The sequence below is a fragment of the Clostridium sp. HMP27 genome (genome assembly GCF_000765165.1).
In the GTDB taxonomy this organism is placed as follows: domain Bacteria; phylum Bacillota; class Clostridia; order Clostridiales; family Clostridiaceae; genus Clostridium_AK.
This window is the reverse complement of sequence record NZ_JMFY01000056.1, coordinates 1-15,822: the sequence shown is the minus strand read 5'-3', so window position 1 is coordinate 15,822 and position 15,822 is coordinate 1. Positions and strand designations below refer to the sequence as shown.

Below are 15,822 nucleotides of genomic sequence, written 5' to 3'. Positions count from 1 at the left end.
AAATTGAATTGGTTCACGAAAGATATACACTATAATTTACCAATGAAATTTATTGTAATTTTTCATTGTTATTCCATGCAATATATGAAATTAGAATATGTTTTAGAATTAATTCTAGAATATGTTCTAATATTTATAACTTTATTATACTCCTATGGGATTATTTGTAAATAAAAATCATTAACAAAATTTGTGTTTTTTTTAACAATTTTTTCACATTTTTTTAACACTTATGTGAAAATTATAAAAGTTAATGGATATAATAAAAAACTTTTTAAATTAAAATCTTTAAAATATTCTGCAATAAACAAAAGACACTTAATAATTAATGTAAATTAATTATTAAGTGTCTTTTATAAATAGTAATTTAGTTTAGTTAGAAGAATCATCTTCCTCCAACTTTTCTTTCCTTGGTTGAAGTACCTTCTTAAAAATTTGTTCAGCGGCTTTATAATGCTCCTCAGTAAGCGTCATAGCCAATTGATAATCTTTAGCTCTAAATGCATCTATTATTTGTTTATGTATCACAATGCCATCTTCCTGAATTTGAAATGTCTCTACCTCATAATAATTTCTAACAAGCATTTCATGAAGAACGTTATATTCATCAAAAATCTTTTTCAATCTGCCATTTTGAGAATATTCAATAAATGTTTTATGAAATTTATAATCATAATAATAAAACTCATCAGTTCCTATATAATTTTCTTGAAGCATCATATACTCTTCTAAATCTTTGCAAACTTCTTCTATTTTAGACTTTTCAAAAGACAATTTTATTCCAGTGTTAACTACATACAAAAGTACTTCATTTATTTCAAGAAAAAAATCGTAATCAAAATCAACTACTGTTGCTCCAGATTTATCAATAGATGTAATAAGTCCATCCTGATTTAAGCGATTTATAGCATCTCGAATAGGAGATGAACTAACCTCAAATCTTTTTTGCAGTGTTCTATTGACTAATTTAGTTCCAAAAGGTATTTCTCTTTTTAATATTTCCATTTTTAATATATCATAAATTTGATCACTTAAAGTTTTCTTGTTAATTAACACGCTATTACTCCTGTCTTTTTATTGATTAAAGCTAACTAATAACTTGATATATTATACCATTATTATTTTATTATGTAAATAAAATAGGCGGAGTACTAATCCACCTATTTAGCTCTATTTAATTTAAAATGCTACCTTCATAAATAACGCAATTATGCATAATATAGTTGCAAATGGTACGTAAAGGTACCTACCCATATTATACCATAAATCTCCTTGTTTCTTCTTAGCCCCTAAGTTAATTTCATTTATTAAATCTTCCTTTTTCATAATCCAGAACCAAGATATGGCACCGAGAGTTGCTCCAATTGGGATAATATATATAGATATAATATCCATCCATGGTCCCCACTTGAATATAGGCTCCATATTAACACCTATACCAAAACAAATTATGCAAAGCAATATTAACATAGGAATACGTCTTAACTTAGGAAATTTATGCATTAATGATTCTCCAACTACTTCAAACATATTTTGTAGGGAGCTTACTCCACCAAATACTACTGCTGTAAATAATATTATTGCAAATATCCTGCCTCCTGGTATGTCTTGTAGTATTTTAGGTAAAGTTACAAAAAGAAGTCCTGGACCTGATCCAACATCCACATTATATGCAAAACAAGCAGGTATAATAACTAATGCCGCTACTATTGCTGCAATTGTGTCAAATAAAGCAGTACTTTTTGCACCATCTATGATATCTTCGTCATTTGATAGATATGCACCATACACAATCATCCCACTGCCAGTTACAGATAGTGAGAAGAATGCTTGTCCCATAGCCCAAATCCAAACCATTGGATCTTTTAAAAATTCCCATCTTGGCATAAACATGAATTTATACCCTTCCACTGCGCCTGGTAAAAAAGCCACACGAACAGCAAGAACTATAAATAGTATAAAAAACAATGGCATCATAATCTTATTAGATTTCTCAATACTATCTGCACCAAGAGTCAACGTAAGTAACGTTCCAATAACAACTATTATATGATATGGTACAACTGAATAATCTGTCATAGAAAATGACTCAAACCACATACCTGTGTCTACAGTCATAAGAGTACCTGTAATAGATTGTGCCAATCCTTTAAGTACGTATGAAATAATTACTGCATATCCTATTGCTATACACATAGAACCTGCAAGCGGAATCCATCCCACAATTTTCCCAATGCCTTCCTTGCCGCCAGATTTCCAGGCATTTTCATAAGCACCAAGTGTACCAGTTTTTGCTCTACGACCAATTGCATATTCTGCAGAAAGCCCTATATAGCTAAAAATGGCTATAAATATAAGATAAGCTACTAAAAATGCTCCACCACCGCTGCTACCTAATTTGTAAGGGAATCCCCAAACATTGGCCATACCCACGGCGGAACCTACACACGCTAATATAAATCCCCATTTAGATTGGAACTTAGCTGTCTTTTGCGTTTGAGTATTTTGAGTAACTTCAGTATTCATACATCTCCTCCCCATTTTTCACCCCTATAATAGGAGTCATTATAAAGTAGTATCCTTTTGTAATCAACATACCTTTTTATACCATACTTATATTCTATATTATCAAGCACGAAGCCTGATAATATAGAATAATAAACTTTTACTCCTACTAGTCTGCATAATCAAATTTTGCAGTAAAGAATCTTAATTGGGCAGGTTCATATATGAATTTAAGTGGTCTTATATCTTCTTTGTGTTTATATAAATTAATAACTGATTCAGCTACAACATCCATGTGTCTATAAGTGTAAACTCTTCTTGGAATAGTAAGTCTAACTGTTTCTAATTTTGGTTTATGATTTTCACCAGTTTTTACATCTCTACCAGCAGAAACTATACCACGCTCCATTGATCTAACACCAGAGTCAATATAAAGTGACGCTGCTAGTGATTGAGCTGGGTATTGTTCTTGATTTAAATGTGGACAGAATCTTCTTGCATCTAGGAATACAGCATGTCCCCCAACAGGTTCAACTATTGGAACTCCTGCTTCTTTTAATCTATCTCCAAGATATCTAACTTGTTTTATTCTATGTTCTATATACTCTTCTTGCATTGCTTCTCTAAATCCAATTGCTATTGCCTGCATATCACGACCAGCCATACCACCATAGGATGGCATACCTTCATAAACAACTACTATTTCCTTAGCTTTTCCAAATAATTCATCATCATTAATTGCTAAGAATCCACCGATATTTACAATACCATCTTTTTTACCTGACATAGTAGCACCATCAGAATAACTGAACATTTCATGTACTATAGCTTTAATTGAAACGTTTGCATATCCTTCTTCTCTTTCTTTGATAAAATATGCATTTTCAACACATCTGGTAGCATCAAAGAATACCTTAATACCGTGTTTTGCTGTAACTTCTCTAACAGCTTTCATATTAGCGATAGAAACTGGTTGTCCACCTGCTAAGTTTACAGTAACAGCAAGACATATATAAGCTATATTTTCTGCGCCTTTTTCTTCAATAAGTCTTTCTAATTTATTAATATCAATATCACCTTTAAAAGGAAGATCTATACTTGCATCATGAGCTTCATCTCTAATTATATCTACGAAAACACCACCATTTTTTTCTTGGTGATATCTAGTAGTTGTAAAATACATATTTCCAGCTACATATTGGCCTGGTTTAATAGCTATAGTTGAAAGAATATTTTCTGCACCACGTCCTTGGTGAGTAGGAACAACATGTTTAAATCCAAATAATTCTTTTATAGTTGCTTCTAAGTATATCCAGTTCTTACTTCCAGCATAAGCTTCGTCACCCATCATCATTCCTGCCCACTGAGCATCACTCATAGCATTAGTTCCTGAGTCAGTAAGTAAGTCAATGTAAACATCCTCTGATTTTAAGTTGAATGTATTATATCCAGCTTCTCTCATAGCAATTTCACGTTGTTCTCTTGAAATCATTTTAACAGGCTCAACACTCTTAATCTTAAAAGGTTCTGCAGGATACTTGCTTAAATCCATATACATAATAAAACTCCCCCTTGAAATTTAATTTATATTTTATTTTTATATGGTGTTTTATACATGATGCATCATACATCATCAACCATCTTTATTATATTATGAAAAATATGGGATGTCAACAAATAAGTGGGAACTTTTTTAAAATTATTTTTATATTCATTAATTTCATAATTTTTAAATAAATAGCCAAAAATAATGACTTATATGTATAAATGTGGTAGTATATGTATAATGGCCATTCATACTTCATCATCAACCAAATACAATTTATTGGAGGACAAATCTTGAAGAAAAGTTCTAATCAATTCTTATTAATATCATTTATAATAAGTTATACATGCTTTGGTTTGCTAATTTATTTCAAAGTCATATTTAATGACATATTCTCTAATCCCAGTTATTTATTTATTTTTATTCTTGGATGCTTAGGCCCACTTATTTCAGCATTTTTGGTACACATTTTAAACAGAGAAAATTTAGGTGGAGTAAAAGGATTTACAACTAAATTAAAAGCAATTAATACTCCAAAAAACATTATTTTAATACCAATATTTCTAGTATTACATTACGGTTTTGCTATACTTTTAAAAGGTGTATATAAGTATGGTAACTTTACGGATTTCTTTTTTTATCTACCCTTCTTAATATTAATATTGGGTTCTCAAGAAATTGGCTGGAGAGGGATAGTGCAGCCAGCAAATGAAGAGAAAAGCGGATTTTGGAAGTCTTCTATTTCAACAGGACTGTTTTGGTCATTATGGTTCTTACCACTTATTTATATACCAAAGTTTATTGTGCTTCCACAGTTTTATGCACAATTCTCAGCATATTTAGTTGGGATAAGTATATTATTAACCACTCTTTATAAGGCAAGCGGCAGTATTATGTATTGTGTAATATTATCCAGCTTAATTTTTTCCTTATTTCCAGTTATTATCTTAAATCAAAGTTTTGTGCTTGTGGTAATAGCATTAGTTGATGCAATAATTGCAAGTACATTTATGAGTATGAGCAAAGCTTTACCTAAAAAATTAAAAATATAATTAATTATAAATTTAGGTTTATAATTAATTAAAAAAAGAAGCAATAGTTTAAACTATTGCTTCTTTAACATTGTCTTAATACAACTCTATCTTATTAGGCCATGCTTCTTGTCTTGCTATTCTCCAAGTTTTATCAATGTATTGATGAGTATAGGCTTGTTCAACTAAATGATACCTATATGTACCCTTTTCTGTTAATTCATAGCCTTGGTCTGTTTTAGTTAGTAACCCCATGATTCTTCCAAGGGTCAGCTCAAGTTTAAATATTTGTTCTAAGTCTTTCTTAAAAAGCTTTTTAAAACTTTCATTATCAATACTTAATGTATAGGAATTCCAAAACAACCAATAAAGCGCTCGTGTTCTTTCGTTAAATTTCATTGTAAGAGCAGTGGGCATTTTTTTGCTATTAACCCGCTTAATATATTCTTCTACTGAAAAAGTATTAATTTTAAAGAAATCCCTTAAAAGAGTTGTGGCACTTGGTCCAAAACCTATAAAATTATCTCTTGTTATGGATGAATACCTTGGAACATCTTTTTTACCAAAGGTCCATACAGCAGTTCTTTTACATTGAAGCTCCTCACTTACTTTTTCAAGATACTGAAGAAGTTTCTTTTTATCCTTTTTTCCTAGAGGTTTACTTTTATTATTAGCGTATGAAAAATCAATAAATGGATAGGTTGAGACCTGAGTTGCCCCTGCCTCAAAGGCTGTCTTAAAGTCCCTTTTTAAGCTCTCTTCACATTGTCCTTCTATACCGAAGATAAGATCCACATCTATTGTTTTAAAGCCTATGCAAGCTGCCATCCTAACTTTTTCAGCGCCATTAATGTATTCCCTTCCTAAAGTCTTTAAGGATTCTTTATCGAAGGATTGAATCCCTATACTTACCATGTCAAAACCGATATTTTTAAGCTTTAAAAGATCCTCCTCATTGACATCTCTTGGGTGAAGTTCTAAACCTATATTGCAATTTATATCAAAATTACTTCTTAAAGCTATTAAAATATCAGCAAGCTCTTCAAGCATAAGGGCTGGGGACCCTCCACCGAAATACACACTGGTTATTTTGTTCTTTTTCTTATTTAAACTTCCTACAATATTTATCTCTTTTATCAAGGCATCCTTGTATGCTGCTGCTAAAGTCTTATCATACTTTATCTTATTATATGGGCAAAAGGCGCATATTTTAGTACAAAATGGAATATGAACATATATGCCAAGCTCTGGAACATCCATATTAAGTTCATAGTTATTTTCGTTTGTAAAAACAAAAGGCTTAAAAGACTTAGTAAAAAGCAGCCTTAAAAAATTTGTAATCACTATGCCTCACTCCTATACGTATTTTAAGTAAGTTTTTATCATATCAAAAATCACTTTAACATTTCCCCTGCAGAGAAGAGAAAATTCAACAGCAAAGAGGTAGCCACATTTTTCACAAAGACCTTCAATTTCTACACATCTACCGCAGACAAATCTTTTTTTGTTTTCAGATACGATACATTGATAGCATGGTCTGTCCCACTTATTTTGCAGATAATAATCCAAAGCGGAATATAAATTAAATACAGGATAGCCACCTTTTATCATGGATTTAATTGAATCCACAGCTTGTATTTGCTGCTCCCTTGTTAAAGATAAATGCTCTGTGCCTTCATAAGGAGTGTGAAAGTTAAAGGATATTGATTTTAAATTTTTTGTCTCTTTTACCAACTTACATAAAGCTTCAATATCTTTATAATTCATATTGTTCACAGCCATATATACGCAAATATTAGAAAAATCGGCTTTAGAAACATTGCTTAAGATGGTATCAAAGGTATCTCCTCTTATTAAATTATGATTTTCTTTCATTCCATCAAGGCTTAAAAATATTACATCGGCTTCAGGTATATCCAAATCAATAGTACCATTGGTCACAATATTAACTATTAAAAAGCCAATTTTCTTCGCTTCTTTAATAAGATCTCGTATTGTCTTATTGACATCCTTCCAAGTTAAAGTTTCACCACCACAGAAAAAAAGTATCCTTATGCCTTCATCATAAAGCTTGTTCATTTCCTCTACTATATCTTCATATGGATACATAATCTTATTTATATTATTAACCGCACAGTGCTTGCAGCTTAAATTACAATAATCTGTAAGTATTATAGTTCCCAAGATTGGTTTTCTCATTTTAAACAATATGGTTTTCATTCCAAAGACACTTAAACTTATAAAATCCTTTATTTTCAAAACATATCCCCCATTTAAATTAATAAACAACTATATATTTAATTAATTCTCAGTAGTAATTATACACCCATAGTGTAATTTTACACTCCAATATATAATTAGTCAATTGAAAAATTGTAAAATAAATCCAAGATGAGATTATTCATAAAAATTCTAATTCGGAACCAACATACAATACATAAAATAAAAAACACCAGAAACTTGTCCGATGTTTTCTAATAATTATAACCTTAATATCCCTTTTAATATACCATACATTCCAAGCACAGATATTATAACACCAATAACCTTATTTATCATATAAAACGTTTCAATCTTAAAATTTCTTTTAGAGTTATTAACAAATTTAGAAGTTATAAGCCAAAAGAGTATCGAACCAATAAATATAGAAATCACAAGTATGAGGTTATGTATCGGCTGTCCATTTTCTAATTTTGTTTCCATTTTAGTAAATATGGTTAGAAAAATTAAAAAAGTCATTGGATTCGATAATCCTAGTAGAAAATTTGAAAGTGCTGGGTGTATTATTTCTCTTTTCTCTTCTTCTTCTATTTCTTTGCTCTTTATGGCATTAATAAAAATATTTATTCCAACAATTAAAAAAAGTACACCTGTTATTTGGGTAATTTGATGCTTACGTTTAACTATAAAATCATCCACAAAACTAATTCCAAATATTGCAGCTGAAGAATAAATCAAATCAGATACAGCTGCACCTACTCCCGAAAAAAAGCCGACTTTCCAACCTCGGTTTATAGTTCTCTGTAGAGCTATAATTCCAAGAGGTCCTATCGGAAATACAACAATCATTCCAATAATGATTCCTTTTATAATAATCATCATATTTAAAAATTCTCCCACCCAATTATCTTAAATTGATTATAAATTTATATTTCTAGTTGCACAGTATCTTAAAATAATTATATTATGATATATATTCACATTAAAAGAGGTAAGAACATTTTTGATAATCCTAAAAAAATAAAAAATCCAAAAACATCCGTTGCCGTTGTTAAAAATATAGCTGAAGCTAGCGCTGGATCTATATTAAATACCTTTAGCAGTAAGGGTATTAAAAATCCAAAAAATCCTGCTATCATTAGATTTCCAATCATGGCGGCAAAAATAATTAATCCAAGATAAGGGTTATTATACTTCATATAAAGTATAATACCTGTTAAAATCCCCGTAGCTGCACCATTTATTACCCCTAGAGTAACTTCTTTAAATACCAACTTCCAATTCTTTTTAAGGCTGAGTTCTCCAAGGGCAATACCTCTAATCGCAACAGATAAGGTTTGAGTACCTGCATTTCCTCCCATGCCAGCAACAATAGGCATAGCCGCAGCTAAAGCTACTACCTGGGCTATAACGTCTTCGAACAGACCTACGGTAAATGATGCTAAGAAAGCGGTTCCCAAGTTTATAAATAGCCAAGGCAGCCTCTTTGTAATAGAAGTTTTAAGTGTACTATTTGCTCTCTCTTCCTTACTTACACCACCTAACCTTAACATATCCTCTGTTTGTTCTTCAACAATAACATCAATTATATCATCTACTGTAATAATTCCTAAAAGACAGTTATTATGATTAATAACTGGAATAGCCTTCAAATCATATTTGGAAACAAGCAAAGATACCTTTTCTTGGTCAACTTCAGGGGTAACATAAATTACATTATCCTCCATAATATCAATTAATCTTTTATCTTCAGATGCCAATAATATATCTCGTAAGTCTGCTGTTCCAATCAACTTTTTGTTTTTATCTAGTACAAATATAATTTCGATTACTTCTGTTTCAGGACCAATTTCTCTAATTTTTTTCAAGGCTTCTTCTATGGTTAAATCGCTTTTTAGTGCAATATATTCAGTTGTCATAATACCACCAGCACTATCTTCGTCATATCCTAGCAGTTCTTGGAGCTGTTTAGTATCATTTTTCTTCATCATTTTCAGCAAACTTTTTCTAGTTTTAATTGGAAGGTTTCCTAAAATATCTGCAATATCGTCATTGGACATATAAGAAAATAAATCTATTATATCTTGAAAATCAAGCAGTTTAATAATTCTAACTTGTAATTGATGGCTGGATTGCTCTATAATTTGAGCCATCAGCTCATTATGCATTAATTCGTAAAATCTTAACAAACTTTCATCGCTAAAATCTTCTAAAAGCAGTGCAATATCTATAGGATACATATTATCAATAATTTCATATATTTTATTCTTATCATTCTGTAATAAGCTATTTATCAATTCACTTTGCTTTTCTTGAAACATATTTCTTCACCTCGTGGAGTTTTAGTCGTATTTATATTAAATTTGAATTTCTTAAAATATGATCTCCTGGTGAAGAGATATTAGTACAAATAATTACGTTAAGTAAGAAGAATAGAAGATAAACTCTACATAACTAAATGCATTATTAATCTCTCCATCCATACTACTATCGCCATCTTCCATTCTTCCCACCTCCTAAAACAAAAAACCTCCATCACAACTTGAATATGATGAAGGTATTATCTACAATACTTTCTCGTTCAAGTTTTAGCTCTACCAGGCAGTGAAATTGCATTAGATCAAGCCTTCTTTGTTCGGCAAAATCTGTTGACCAGTGCAGAATGTTTCCATTCTTTTACGGCAGCAACCCATATCCTTATAGTAGCCTCACCTACCGAGGATTATTTAATTTTAATAAAAGTATATTCTTTTTATATATCAATGTCAACGTTTTAAAAATTATAATCAGATTGGATTTTGTTACAAAATCCAATTTTTATAATAAACAATATTATTTCGTATTGTAAACGAATTACATGAATGATTATTTAGCTAAAATTGCAATTTTTCAGAAAATTACCTCTTTGTCAATGTAAAATAAAAGTGCTAAAATATAGAAAACAAGCAGTTAAAGAGCTTGATTCTATTGAGTTTTTAGTATCGCCAGTACAAAATTACCATATAAAAAATAACTGTAAACAAAAGGCCTACCCCTGAATATATATGAAATATAGAAACTAAATTCATTCAATATTCTAATTGAAATAATAAGCCAACACCTTGGCTATAAGGAGGTTTTGAGATGATGAATGATATGGTAAAATCCAATTACAATTATTACCCTCAAGATGTATCTATGGGGAATCTCTACAAGGATGTCTTTCCTTATTTTAAAATTCCGAAGGTAAGTTTCAATAACTCACAAGTGCCTATGGATTTACCAGAAGACATATGGATTACGGATACTACCTTTAGAGACGGGCAGCAATCAATGCCTCCATATACTGCAGAACAGATGGTGCGAATTTTCGATTATCTTCACGACCTAGATAATAACTCAGGAGTAATTAAGCAGACAGAATTCTTTTTATATACAGAAAAAGATAGAAGGTCTGCACAAACTTGCATTGAAAGAGGATATGAATTCCCAGAGGTTACATCCTGGATAAGAGCCGATAAAGATGATATTAAATTAGTAAAGGAAATGGACATTAAAGAAACTGGAATCCTTATGTCCTGCTCTGATTATCATATATTTAAAAAATTAAATAAAACAAGGGAAGAAACTATGGATATGTACCTATCTGTAGTCATAGAAGCACTAAATCATGGTATTCGTCCTAGATGCCATTTAGAGGATATAACTATGGCTGATTTTTATGGATTTGTGTTGCCACTAGTGGATAAATTAATGGGTTTTTCAAAGGAAACTGATATTCCTATAAAGATAAGAGTTTGCGACACCTTAGGACTTGGTGTCTCATATAATAAAGCTTCACTTCCAAGAAGCGTACAGGGACTTATTCATGGTCTTAGATATTATTGTAATGTTCCATCAGAAATGATAGAATGGCACGGCCATAATGATTTTTATGCAGCTGTAAGTAACGCAACCACAGCTTGGCTTTATGGAGCATCTGCTATAAACACTTCCCTTCTAGGAATAGGCGAAAGAACTGGAATTTCTCCATTAGAAGCTATGCTGATTGAATACGCAGGGCTGAAGGGCACAACAAAAAATATGAATATGGAAGTTATAACAGAGCTTATTGAATACTTCCAAAGAGAAATTGACTATCATGTACCTGACAAAACTCCTTTTGTAGGAAGCCATTTTAATATAACAAGAGAGGATATTAACTCAAAATTATACCCTGACTATGAGCTGCCTGCAATTTAACTTGAAAAAATAAGAAGGTGTCTAAAATAATCACAAAATTATTTTTAGACACCCCTTTCATAATGTTAAGCTCCCTTTAATCAATTGTGCTCTCCTATCCCCTCATAAAGATAGCTTGCAAATTTATCTGTTTTTATCCATAGCTTCTCCTATTTCTTTAACGACTCTAAAATATCTATTGCTTCCAAAAGAAACTCAATTTTTTCTTCTTGTCTTTTAATATCTTTATTAATTTTTTTAGTACATTCATCAATTACTTCATGTTCAATATTTATATCAATAGCTTCTAGTAAGCTTAATGATTGCCTGCTTTCCTCAAAATTGCCACTGATTATAAGATTAGTGAGCAGCTCAATATATGGCGAATAATCAAAAAATCCTAATGCATATAACAAAGTTCCTCTTTTGCCTATAGTTTTGGGATCATTCAAAGCGTTTATTATAGGTTTAAGTGCGGATTGATCACCTATATCTGCTAAAGCTATAGCAATAGTATTTCTTAATTTATGATTATTTGTATCTTCAAAACATTTTATTAAGTATGGTAATGATTCGTAAAACTTATTTTCACCAAACTCCTCAATAATTCTTATCGCATTATCTATATTATTGTTTTTTAGTTCCTGTCTTAAAATATCTACGTCCATAATATCTCCTTTACCCGTCTGTTGGGTTACTAATGGAATATTAATAATTAAAGCCCCCTTCTGATGTTTCATTATCCTCTATATCTCTTCCACATCATTAGGTTCTAATTTATATTAACATTTTCAGCTGCATATATTAAGGAGTAAATATTTCCCATATGGGCATGAATTTTGTTAGCTTAAGCAAAAATAAACCAATAGAACTCTATTGGTTACCTATAACTGTTTATTTGCTAATTAATAATTTTTAGTACTTCTTCATCAATAAAAATTTCATTATTATCTTTACATTTTTCTATAATTACTCCAAGTAATTTCTTATAATCCTTAATAAGCGATGATATTACAATAGGTTCACTAAATTTGTTTGATATAATTAATATGTTCTTTAAAATCCCTATACTTTCAGATGATAGAATAATCTGGTTTATATCCTCCCATAACAAGCGTTTTGTTATTTTTATTTCCTTTATTATTATGCAATTGTTTTCCACCTTCCAATAAGCTCTAGGCAATAAAATTAGTGCTACTAATTCTGCAAAGATACCAAATATCATTACTAACTTTCCCCAAAAGACGGATTCAATATATATTGTTAGAACTGCGAGATTTAATATGATAATACTTATAAAATATATAGATTTTCTATATTTAAAAATCACCGTTACTCACCTCTTCGTTTGCTATAATCCATATGTCCAAACTATTTAGTATTCTTTTCAAGTATTTGCTTTAAAATTATTATAAGTGCTCCAAAAATAATAAAACTTACTACCAAGAATATCTTTACAGGCTCTTTATAGTGCAAAAACATATTAGGATAATACCTTGATGTCACTTCTCCAAAAATTACACCACTACTAATAACTATTGCAAATAGAATAAAAAGCAAATTATAAACTTTTCTAAAACCTGTTTCTTTTTTCTTAATTATTCTAATTATAAATACAGTTGGGATACTTATAAATAGTACTAAGGTAATACTAATAGGTATATTATCTATTCCTATTGAATTTAATATAGCTCTAGTTAAAATATATGCTGCTAGTCCAGTAACACTAAACTTAATATTGTTTTTTTTCTGCACTTATTAATTACCCCCATCTTTAATTTCTTCAATAGCAACTTGTAAAGCATAAATAATTTGTTGAGCTTCATTAGCATCAAACCATAACACGGCATCTCCATTATTTCTCTGTGCAATAGATAATCCAATTTTAATGTCACCAAAGGATTTGACTATAACTACTCCATCGTTTTCCTCTTCAAATTCAGTATCTACTATGTTAATAGTTGCGATATTCTTAAGTTCATTATTCATCTAAAAAGCCTCACTTCCTATTTAGGATTAAGTATATTAGGAAATGTTCTCTTCATACTTTAATTAGTCATTTTTTCATTCAGCTCAGTAATTATTATGACTTCGCTATCAACTTTAAATTTATTAATTTTGTCGATTATTTTTAACAAACCAAAAACCACGCTAATAATTTTAGCAAACCCCCATTACAAAGATAAAGAGAAAAGTGCAAAACCTGTTTTATCCCTTAATTCAATTTCTGTGTCTGAAACCCAAACTAATTTTCCTAAATACTGAATATACATCCATTCGCTTGGCTTTTCTGTTATTATTAATTTCTTTTCGACTATTTCATCTTGTTTATTACGAATTAGAGCGAAAAAATCTATCGACTCTATTTTGTGTTCAATATATAATTCTGCAGTATACAATTTATTTGGGCTTTTTACCTTTTTGCCAAACACCCAAAAATTATCATAATTTAATTCCTCAATTTTATTGACTACATTTTCTAAAGGTGTTAACTCCAACTCTTCTTCTTTTGCTATAGTAAAAAGACTTTCTTTAATTATTTGTAATATTATTTGCTTTTTTTCATGGCTTTTTTTATTGAAGAAATTGACATAGTTTAATTCATATCTAACTAAGCCTATTCCCGCACAGCTACCTCTATAACAAGGATAAACTGTTTTAGGCTCTTTCCCAATACACTCAATGAGTATTTTAGAACTATTCTTAGTTTTATATTTGCCAAGTAATCTCATAAACATAGCAGCAATACATCTAGTTTCTAATTCAAATCTCCGCCTAACTTTAATCATCCAATTATTATCATAATCAATTTCTATAGCTTTCTCATAAGTACAATTATGTTGACTCATTATCTCCTTTAGAATCTCTGGTTTTTCTCTATATGGCAAACTTAACTGTATTTCTCTAAGATACATTTTTATTTCTCCTTTAAACTCTGTTACTCTTTATGATATATATTTGATTTTTACTCTGTCACGATAAAAAACCTCCACCGCAAAAAAATGCGGTGGAAACAATTTTATCTTATCTCACTTCAGAATTCTAATTACATCTCTGCCTTTTATCAATATTTGTTTTATACTTATTACGCTATATCGTTAAAAAAGCTTGTAATTAACTAATAGATTCTTATGCAATAAGCGATCAAACAAGTTACTTCTACAGACTTTTATTTATAGATTAGTATCATATACTTTTACTTTTGTACATTTTAAATTTACCCATTCATCGAAAACATCATGGTGAATTCCTTTCAATTCTATAAGAACTATACTCCCATTTACATTAATTGATGCATGATTATCGTCATAATTAAAATTCAACTTAGCTACTATATTAATATGATTATCATCTTGACTAATTAAGCTACTCTTCTCTGTTGACAAAAATATATTATCTCCCCAAGCAAAATGGTCGTCTATATCTAATTCTACATCATACTCCCTATTTTCCTTAGGTTTTTTCCCAACCCACTCAGCTACAATATTTTCACCATTAATATGTATTGTAACTTTGTAACCTTCTGAGACCTTTGCAAGTATAGTTACTAATTTTACTATCATTTATTATCACCCCGAATTATTTATAAGGTACTCTAACTACTGTATTATCAACATTCATAATATTTCTGATAGGGTCGAGTGTCCAGATTTCCTCATGATAATGAAATTTACTTGGACTTGAATTCATTTCATGTGAACCAAATCTTATACTTCGAACTCCATCAGCTGAAAAAATTCTATCTGGATCTTGTAGACCTGTCCTAGGATGAATATTAGTGTACTTACCTGGTCCTAAGAATTCATTCCATTTGTCTACCGCATCTTTCACTTTTACAGGTTTATTAGCATAAACTTCTTTATGATACCCTCTTGCTGGAATGCTTTTGGCTGTAGATACTCCCTTGGAAGCCACACTCTTAGCTACAGACCCTTTTTTACTAATTTTTAAAGCATCCGCTGCCTTTGCAGCGCCTTTAATGTTCCTGATGCTGGAACTACTGGAGCTACTGCCGCAGCACAGTCGTAGGCAAGAACTGTAGCTGCTTTCCAAGAAGGACTTTTTATAAAACTTACAAGACTTGATACAACACTCACAACATCTAAAAATGTTTCAAACCATTGTCCACTTGTATCACTATTCATTACTGGATTGTTCTGGCAGTATATAAATGCATTATGTGATAGTAAGTCTCCGACCTTACCACCTATAGAATCCATATTTATAAATCTGCCCATTTCAGGATTATAATATCTAGAATTCAAATAGTATAACCCTGTTTTATCATCATACCTATATCCTCTATATCTATAAGGATTC

At 30.4% G+C, this 15,822-nt stretch carries 16 protein-coding genes, 1 pseudogene and 1 riboswitch; of the genes and pseudogenes, 2 read left to right on the top strand and 15 right to left on the bottom strand.

All coding sequences use genetic code 11. From position 1 onward, the window contains the following. Positions 1–372: 372 nt before the first annotated feature. The 3 genes from DP68_RS17870 to DP68_RS17860 form a co-directional block, all read right to left on the bottom strand. Positions 373–1,056 (bottom strand): GntR family transcriptional regulator, encoded by a 684-nt coding sequence (locus tag DP68_RS17870; protein ID WP_052085899.1) that lies wholly within the window; start codon positions 1,054–1,056, stop codon positions 373–375. Positions 1,057–1,179: 123 nt separating this feature from the next. Beyond that, positions 1,180–2,526: a sodium-dependent transporter gene (locus DP68_RS17865; protein ID WP_035311794.1), complete on the bottom strand. Its 1,347-nt coding sequence runs from the start codon at positions 2,524–2,526 to the stop codon at positions 1,180–1,182. Positions 2,527–2,674: 148 nt separating this feature from the next. After that, positions 2,675–4,057: a tyrosine phenol-lyase gene (locus tag DP68_RS17860; RefSeq protein WP_035311806.1), complete on the bottom strand. Its 1,383-nt coding sequence runs from the start codon at positions 4,055–4,057 to the stop codon at positions 2,675–2,677. Between the two features lie 287 nt (positions 4,058–4,344). Between DP68_RS17860 and DP68_RS17855 the strand changes: the two genes are divergently transcribed. Next, the gene (locus tag DP68_RS17855; RefSeq protein WP_035311793.1) at positions 4,345–5,103 is read left to right on the top strand and encodes a CPBP family glutamic-type intramembrane protease; all 759 of its coding nucleotides are present in this window, start codon (positions 4,345–4,347) and stop codon (positions 5,101–5,103) included. A 75-nt stretch (positions 5,104–5,178) separates the two neighbouring features. Here the strand turns inward: DP68_RS17855 and DP68_RS17850 are convergent, their stop codons facing one another. The 4 genes from DP68_RS17850 to mgtE all read right to left on the bottom strand — a co-directional run bounded on the left by DP68_RS17850 (position 5,179) and on the right by mgtE (position 9,623). Further along, entirely contained in the window at positions 5,179–6,426 is a 1,248-nt protein-coding gene (locus DP68_RS17850) for a radical SAM protein (RefSeq protein ID WP_035311792.1), read from the bottom strand. A 12-nt stretch (positions 6,427–6,438) separates the two neighbouring features. Then, positions 6,439–7,341: a radical SAM protein gene (locus tag DP68_RS17845; protein WP_035311791.1), complete on the bottom strand. Its 903-nt coding sequence runs from the start codon at positions 7,339–7,341 to the stop codon at positions 6,439–6,441. Between the two features lie 222 nt (positions 7,342–7,563). Continuing rightward, positions 7,564–8,184, bottom strand: coding sequence for a LysE family transporter (locus tag DP68_RS17840; RefSeq protein ID WP_035311790.1), 621 nt, complete (start codon positions 8,182–8,184; stop codon positions 7,564–7,566). A 95-nt stretch (positions 8,185–8,279) separates the two neighbouring features. Beyond that, complete coding sequence (mgtE, locus tag DP68_RS17835; protein WP_035311789.1) at positions 8,280–9,623, bottom strand: magnesium transporter; 1,344 nt, start codon at positions 9,621–9,623, stop codon at positions 8,280–8,282. Between the two features lie 244 nt (positions 9,624–9,867). Beyond that, positions 9,868–10,029: riboswitch (M-box (ykoK) riboswitch) on the bottom strand. Positions 10,030–10,425: 396 nt separating this feature from the next. Here mgtE and DP68_RS17830 point away from each other — a divergent pair. Next, positions 10,426–11,487, top strand: a pseudogene (locus tag DP68_RS17830) (2-isopropylmalate synthase); the annotation flags it as partial. Between the two features lie 185 nt (positions 11,488–11,672). Here the strand turns inward: DP68_RS17830 and DP68_RS17825 are convergent. The 8 genes from DP68_RS17825 to DP68_RS17790 form a co-directional block, all read right to left on the bottom strand. Beyond that, positions 11,673–12,242, bottom strand: a complete 570-nt coding sequence (locus DP68_RS17825) for a HEAT repeat domain-containing protein (protein ID WP_035311787.1) — start codon at positions 12,240–12,242, stop codon at positions 11,673–11,675. Positions 12,243–12,403: 161 nt separating this feature from the next. After that, a complete protein-coding gene (locus DP68_RS17820) occupies positions 12,404–12,727 on the bottom strand; it encodes a hypothetical protein (protein ID WP_291550229.1) in 324 nt (107 codons plus the stop codon). Between the two features lie 146 nt (positions 12,728–12,873). Beyond that, positions 12,874–13,257, bottom strand: a complete 384-nt coding sequence (locus DP68_RS17815; RefSeq protein ID WP_035311782.1) for a hypothetical protein — start codon at positions 13,255–13,257, stop codon at positions 12,874–12,876. Between the two features lie 3 nt (positions 13,258–13,260). Continuing rightward, a complete protein-coding gene (locus DP68_RS17810; RefSeq protein WP_035311780.1) occupies positions 13,261–13,491 on the bottom strand; it encodes a hypothetical protein in 231 nt (76 codons plus the stop codon). Positions 13,492–13,676: 185 nt separating this feature from the next. Beyond that, positions 13,677–14,417, bottom strand: a complete 741-nt coding sequence (locus DP68_RS17805) for a hypothetical protein (protein WP_035311779.1) — start codon at positions 14,415–14,417, stop codon at positions 13,677–13,679. 258 nt (positions 14,418–14,675) lie between these two features. After that, entirely contained in the window at positions 14,676–15,065 is a 390-nt protein-coding gene (locus tag DP68_RS17800; RefSeq protein ID WP_035311777.1) for a hypothetical protein, read from the bottom strand. Between the two features lie 16 nt (positions 15,066–15,081). Beyond that, on the bottom strand, positions 15,082–15,417 hold the full coding sequence (locus DP68_RS17795) for a hypothetical protein (protein WP_035311775.1): 336 nt from the start codon (positions 15,415–15,417) through the stop codon (positions 15,082–15,084). Between the two features lie 32 nt (positions 15,418–15,449). Continuing rightward, positions 15,450–15,822: RHS repeat-associated core domain-containing protein (locus DP68_RS17790; protein WP_035311773.1), on the bottom strand; the 373-nt coding region annotated here is incomplete at its 5' end.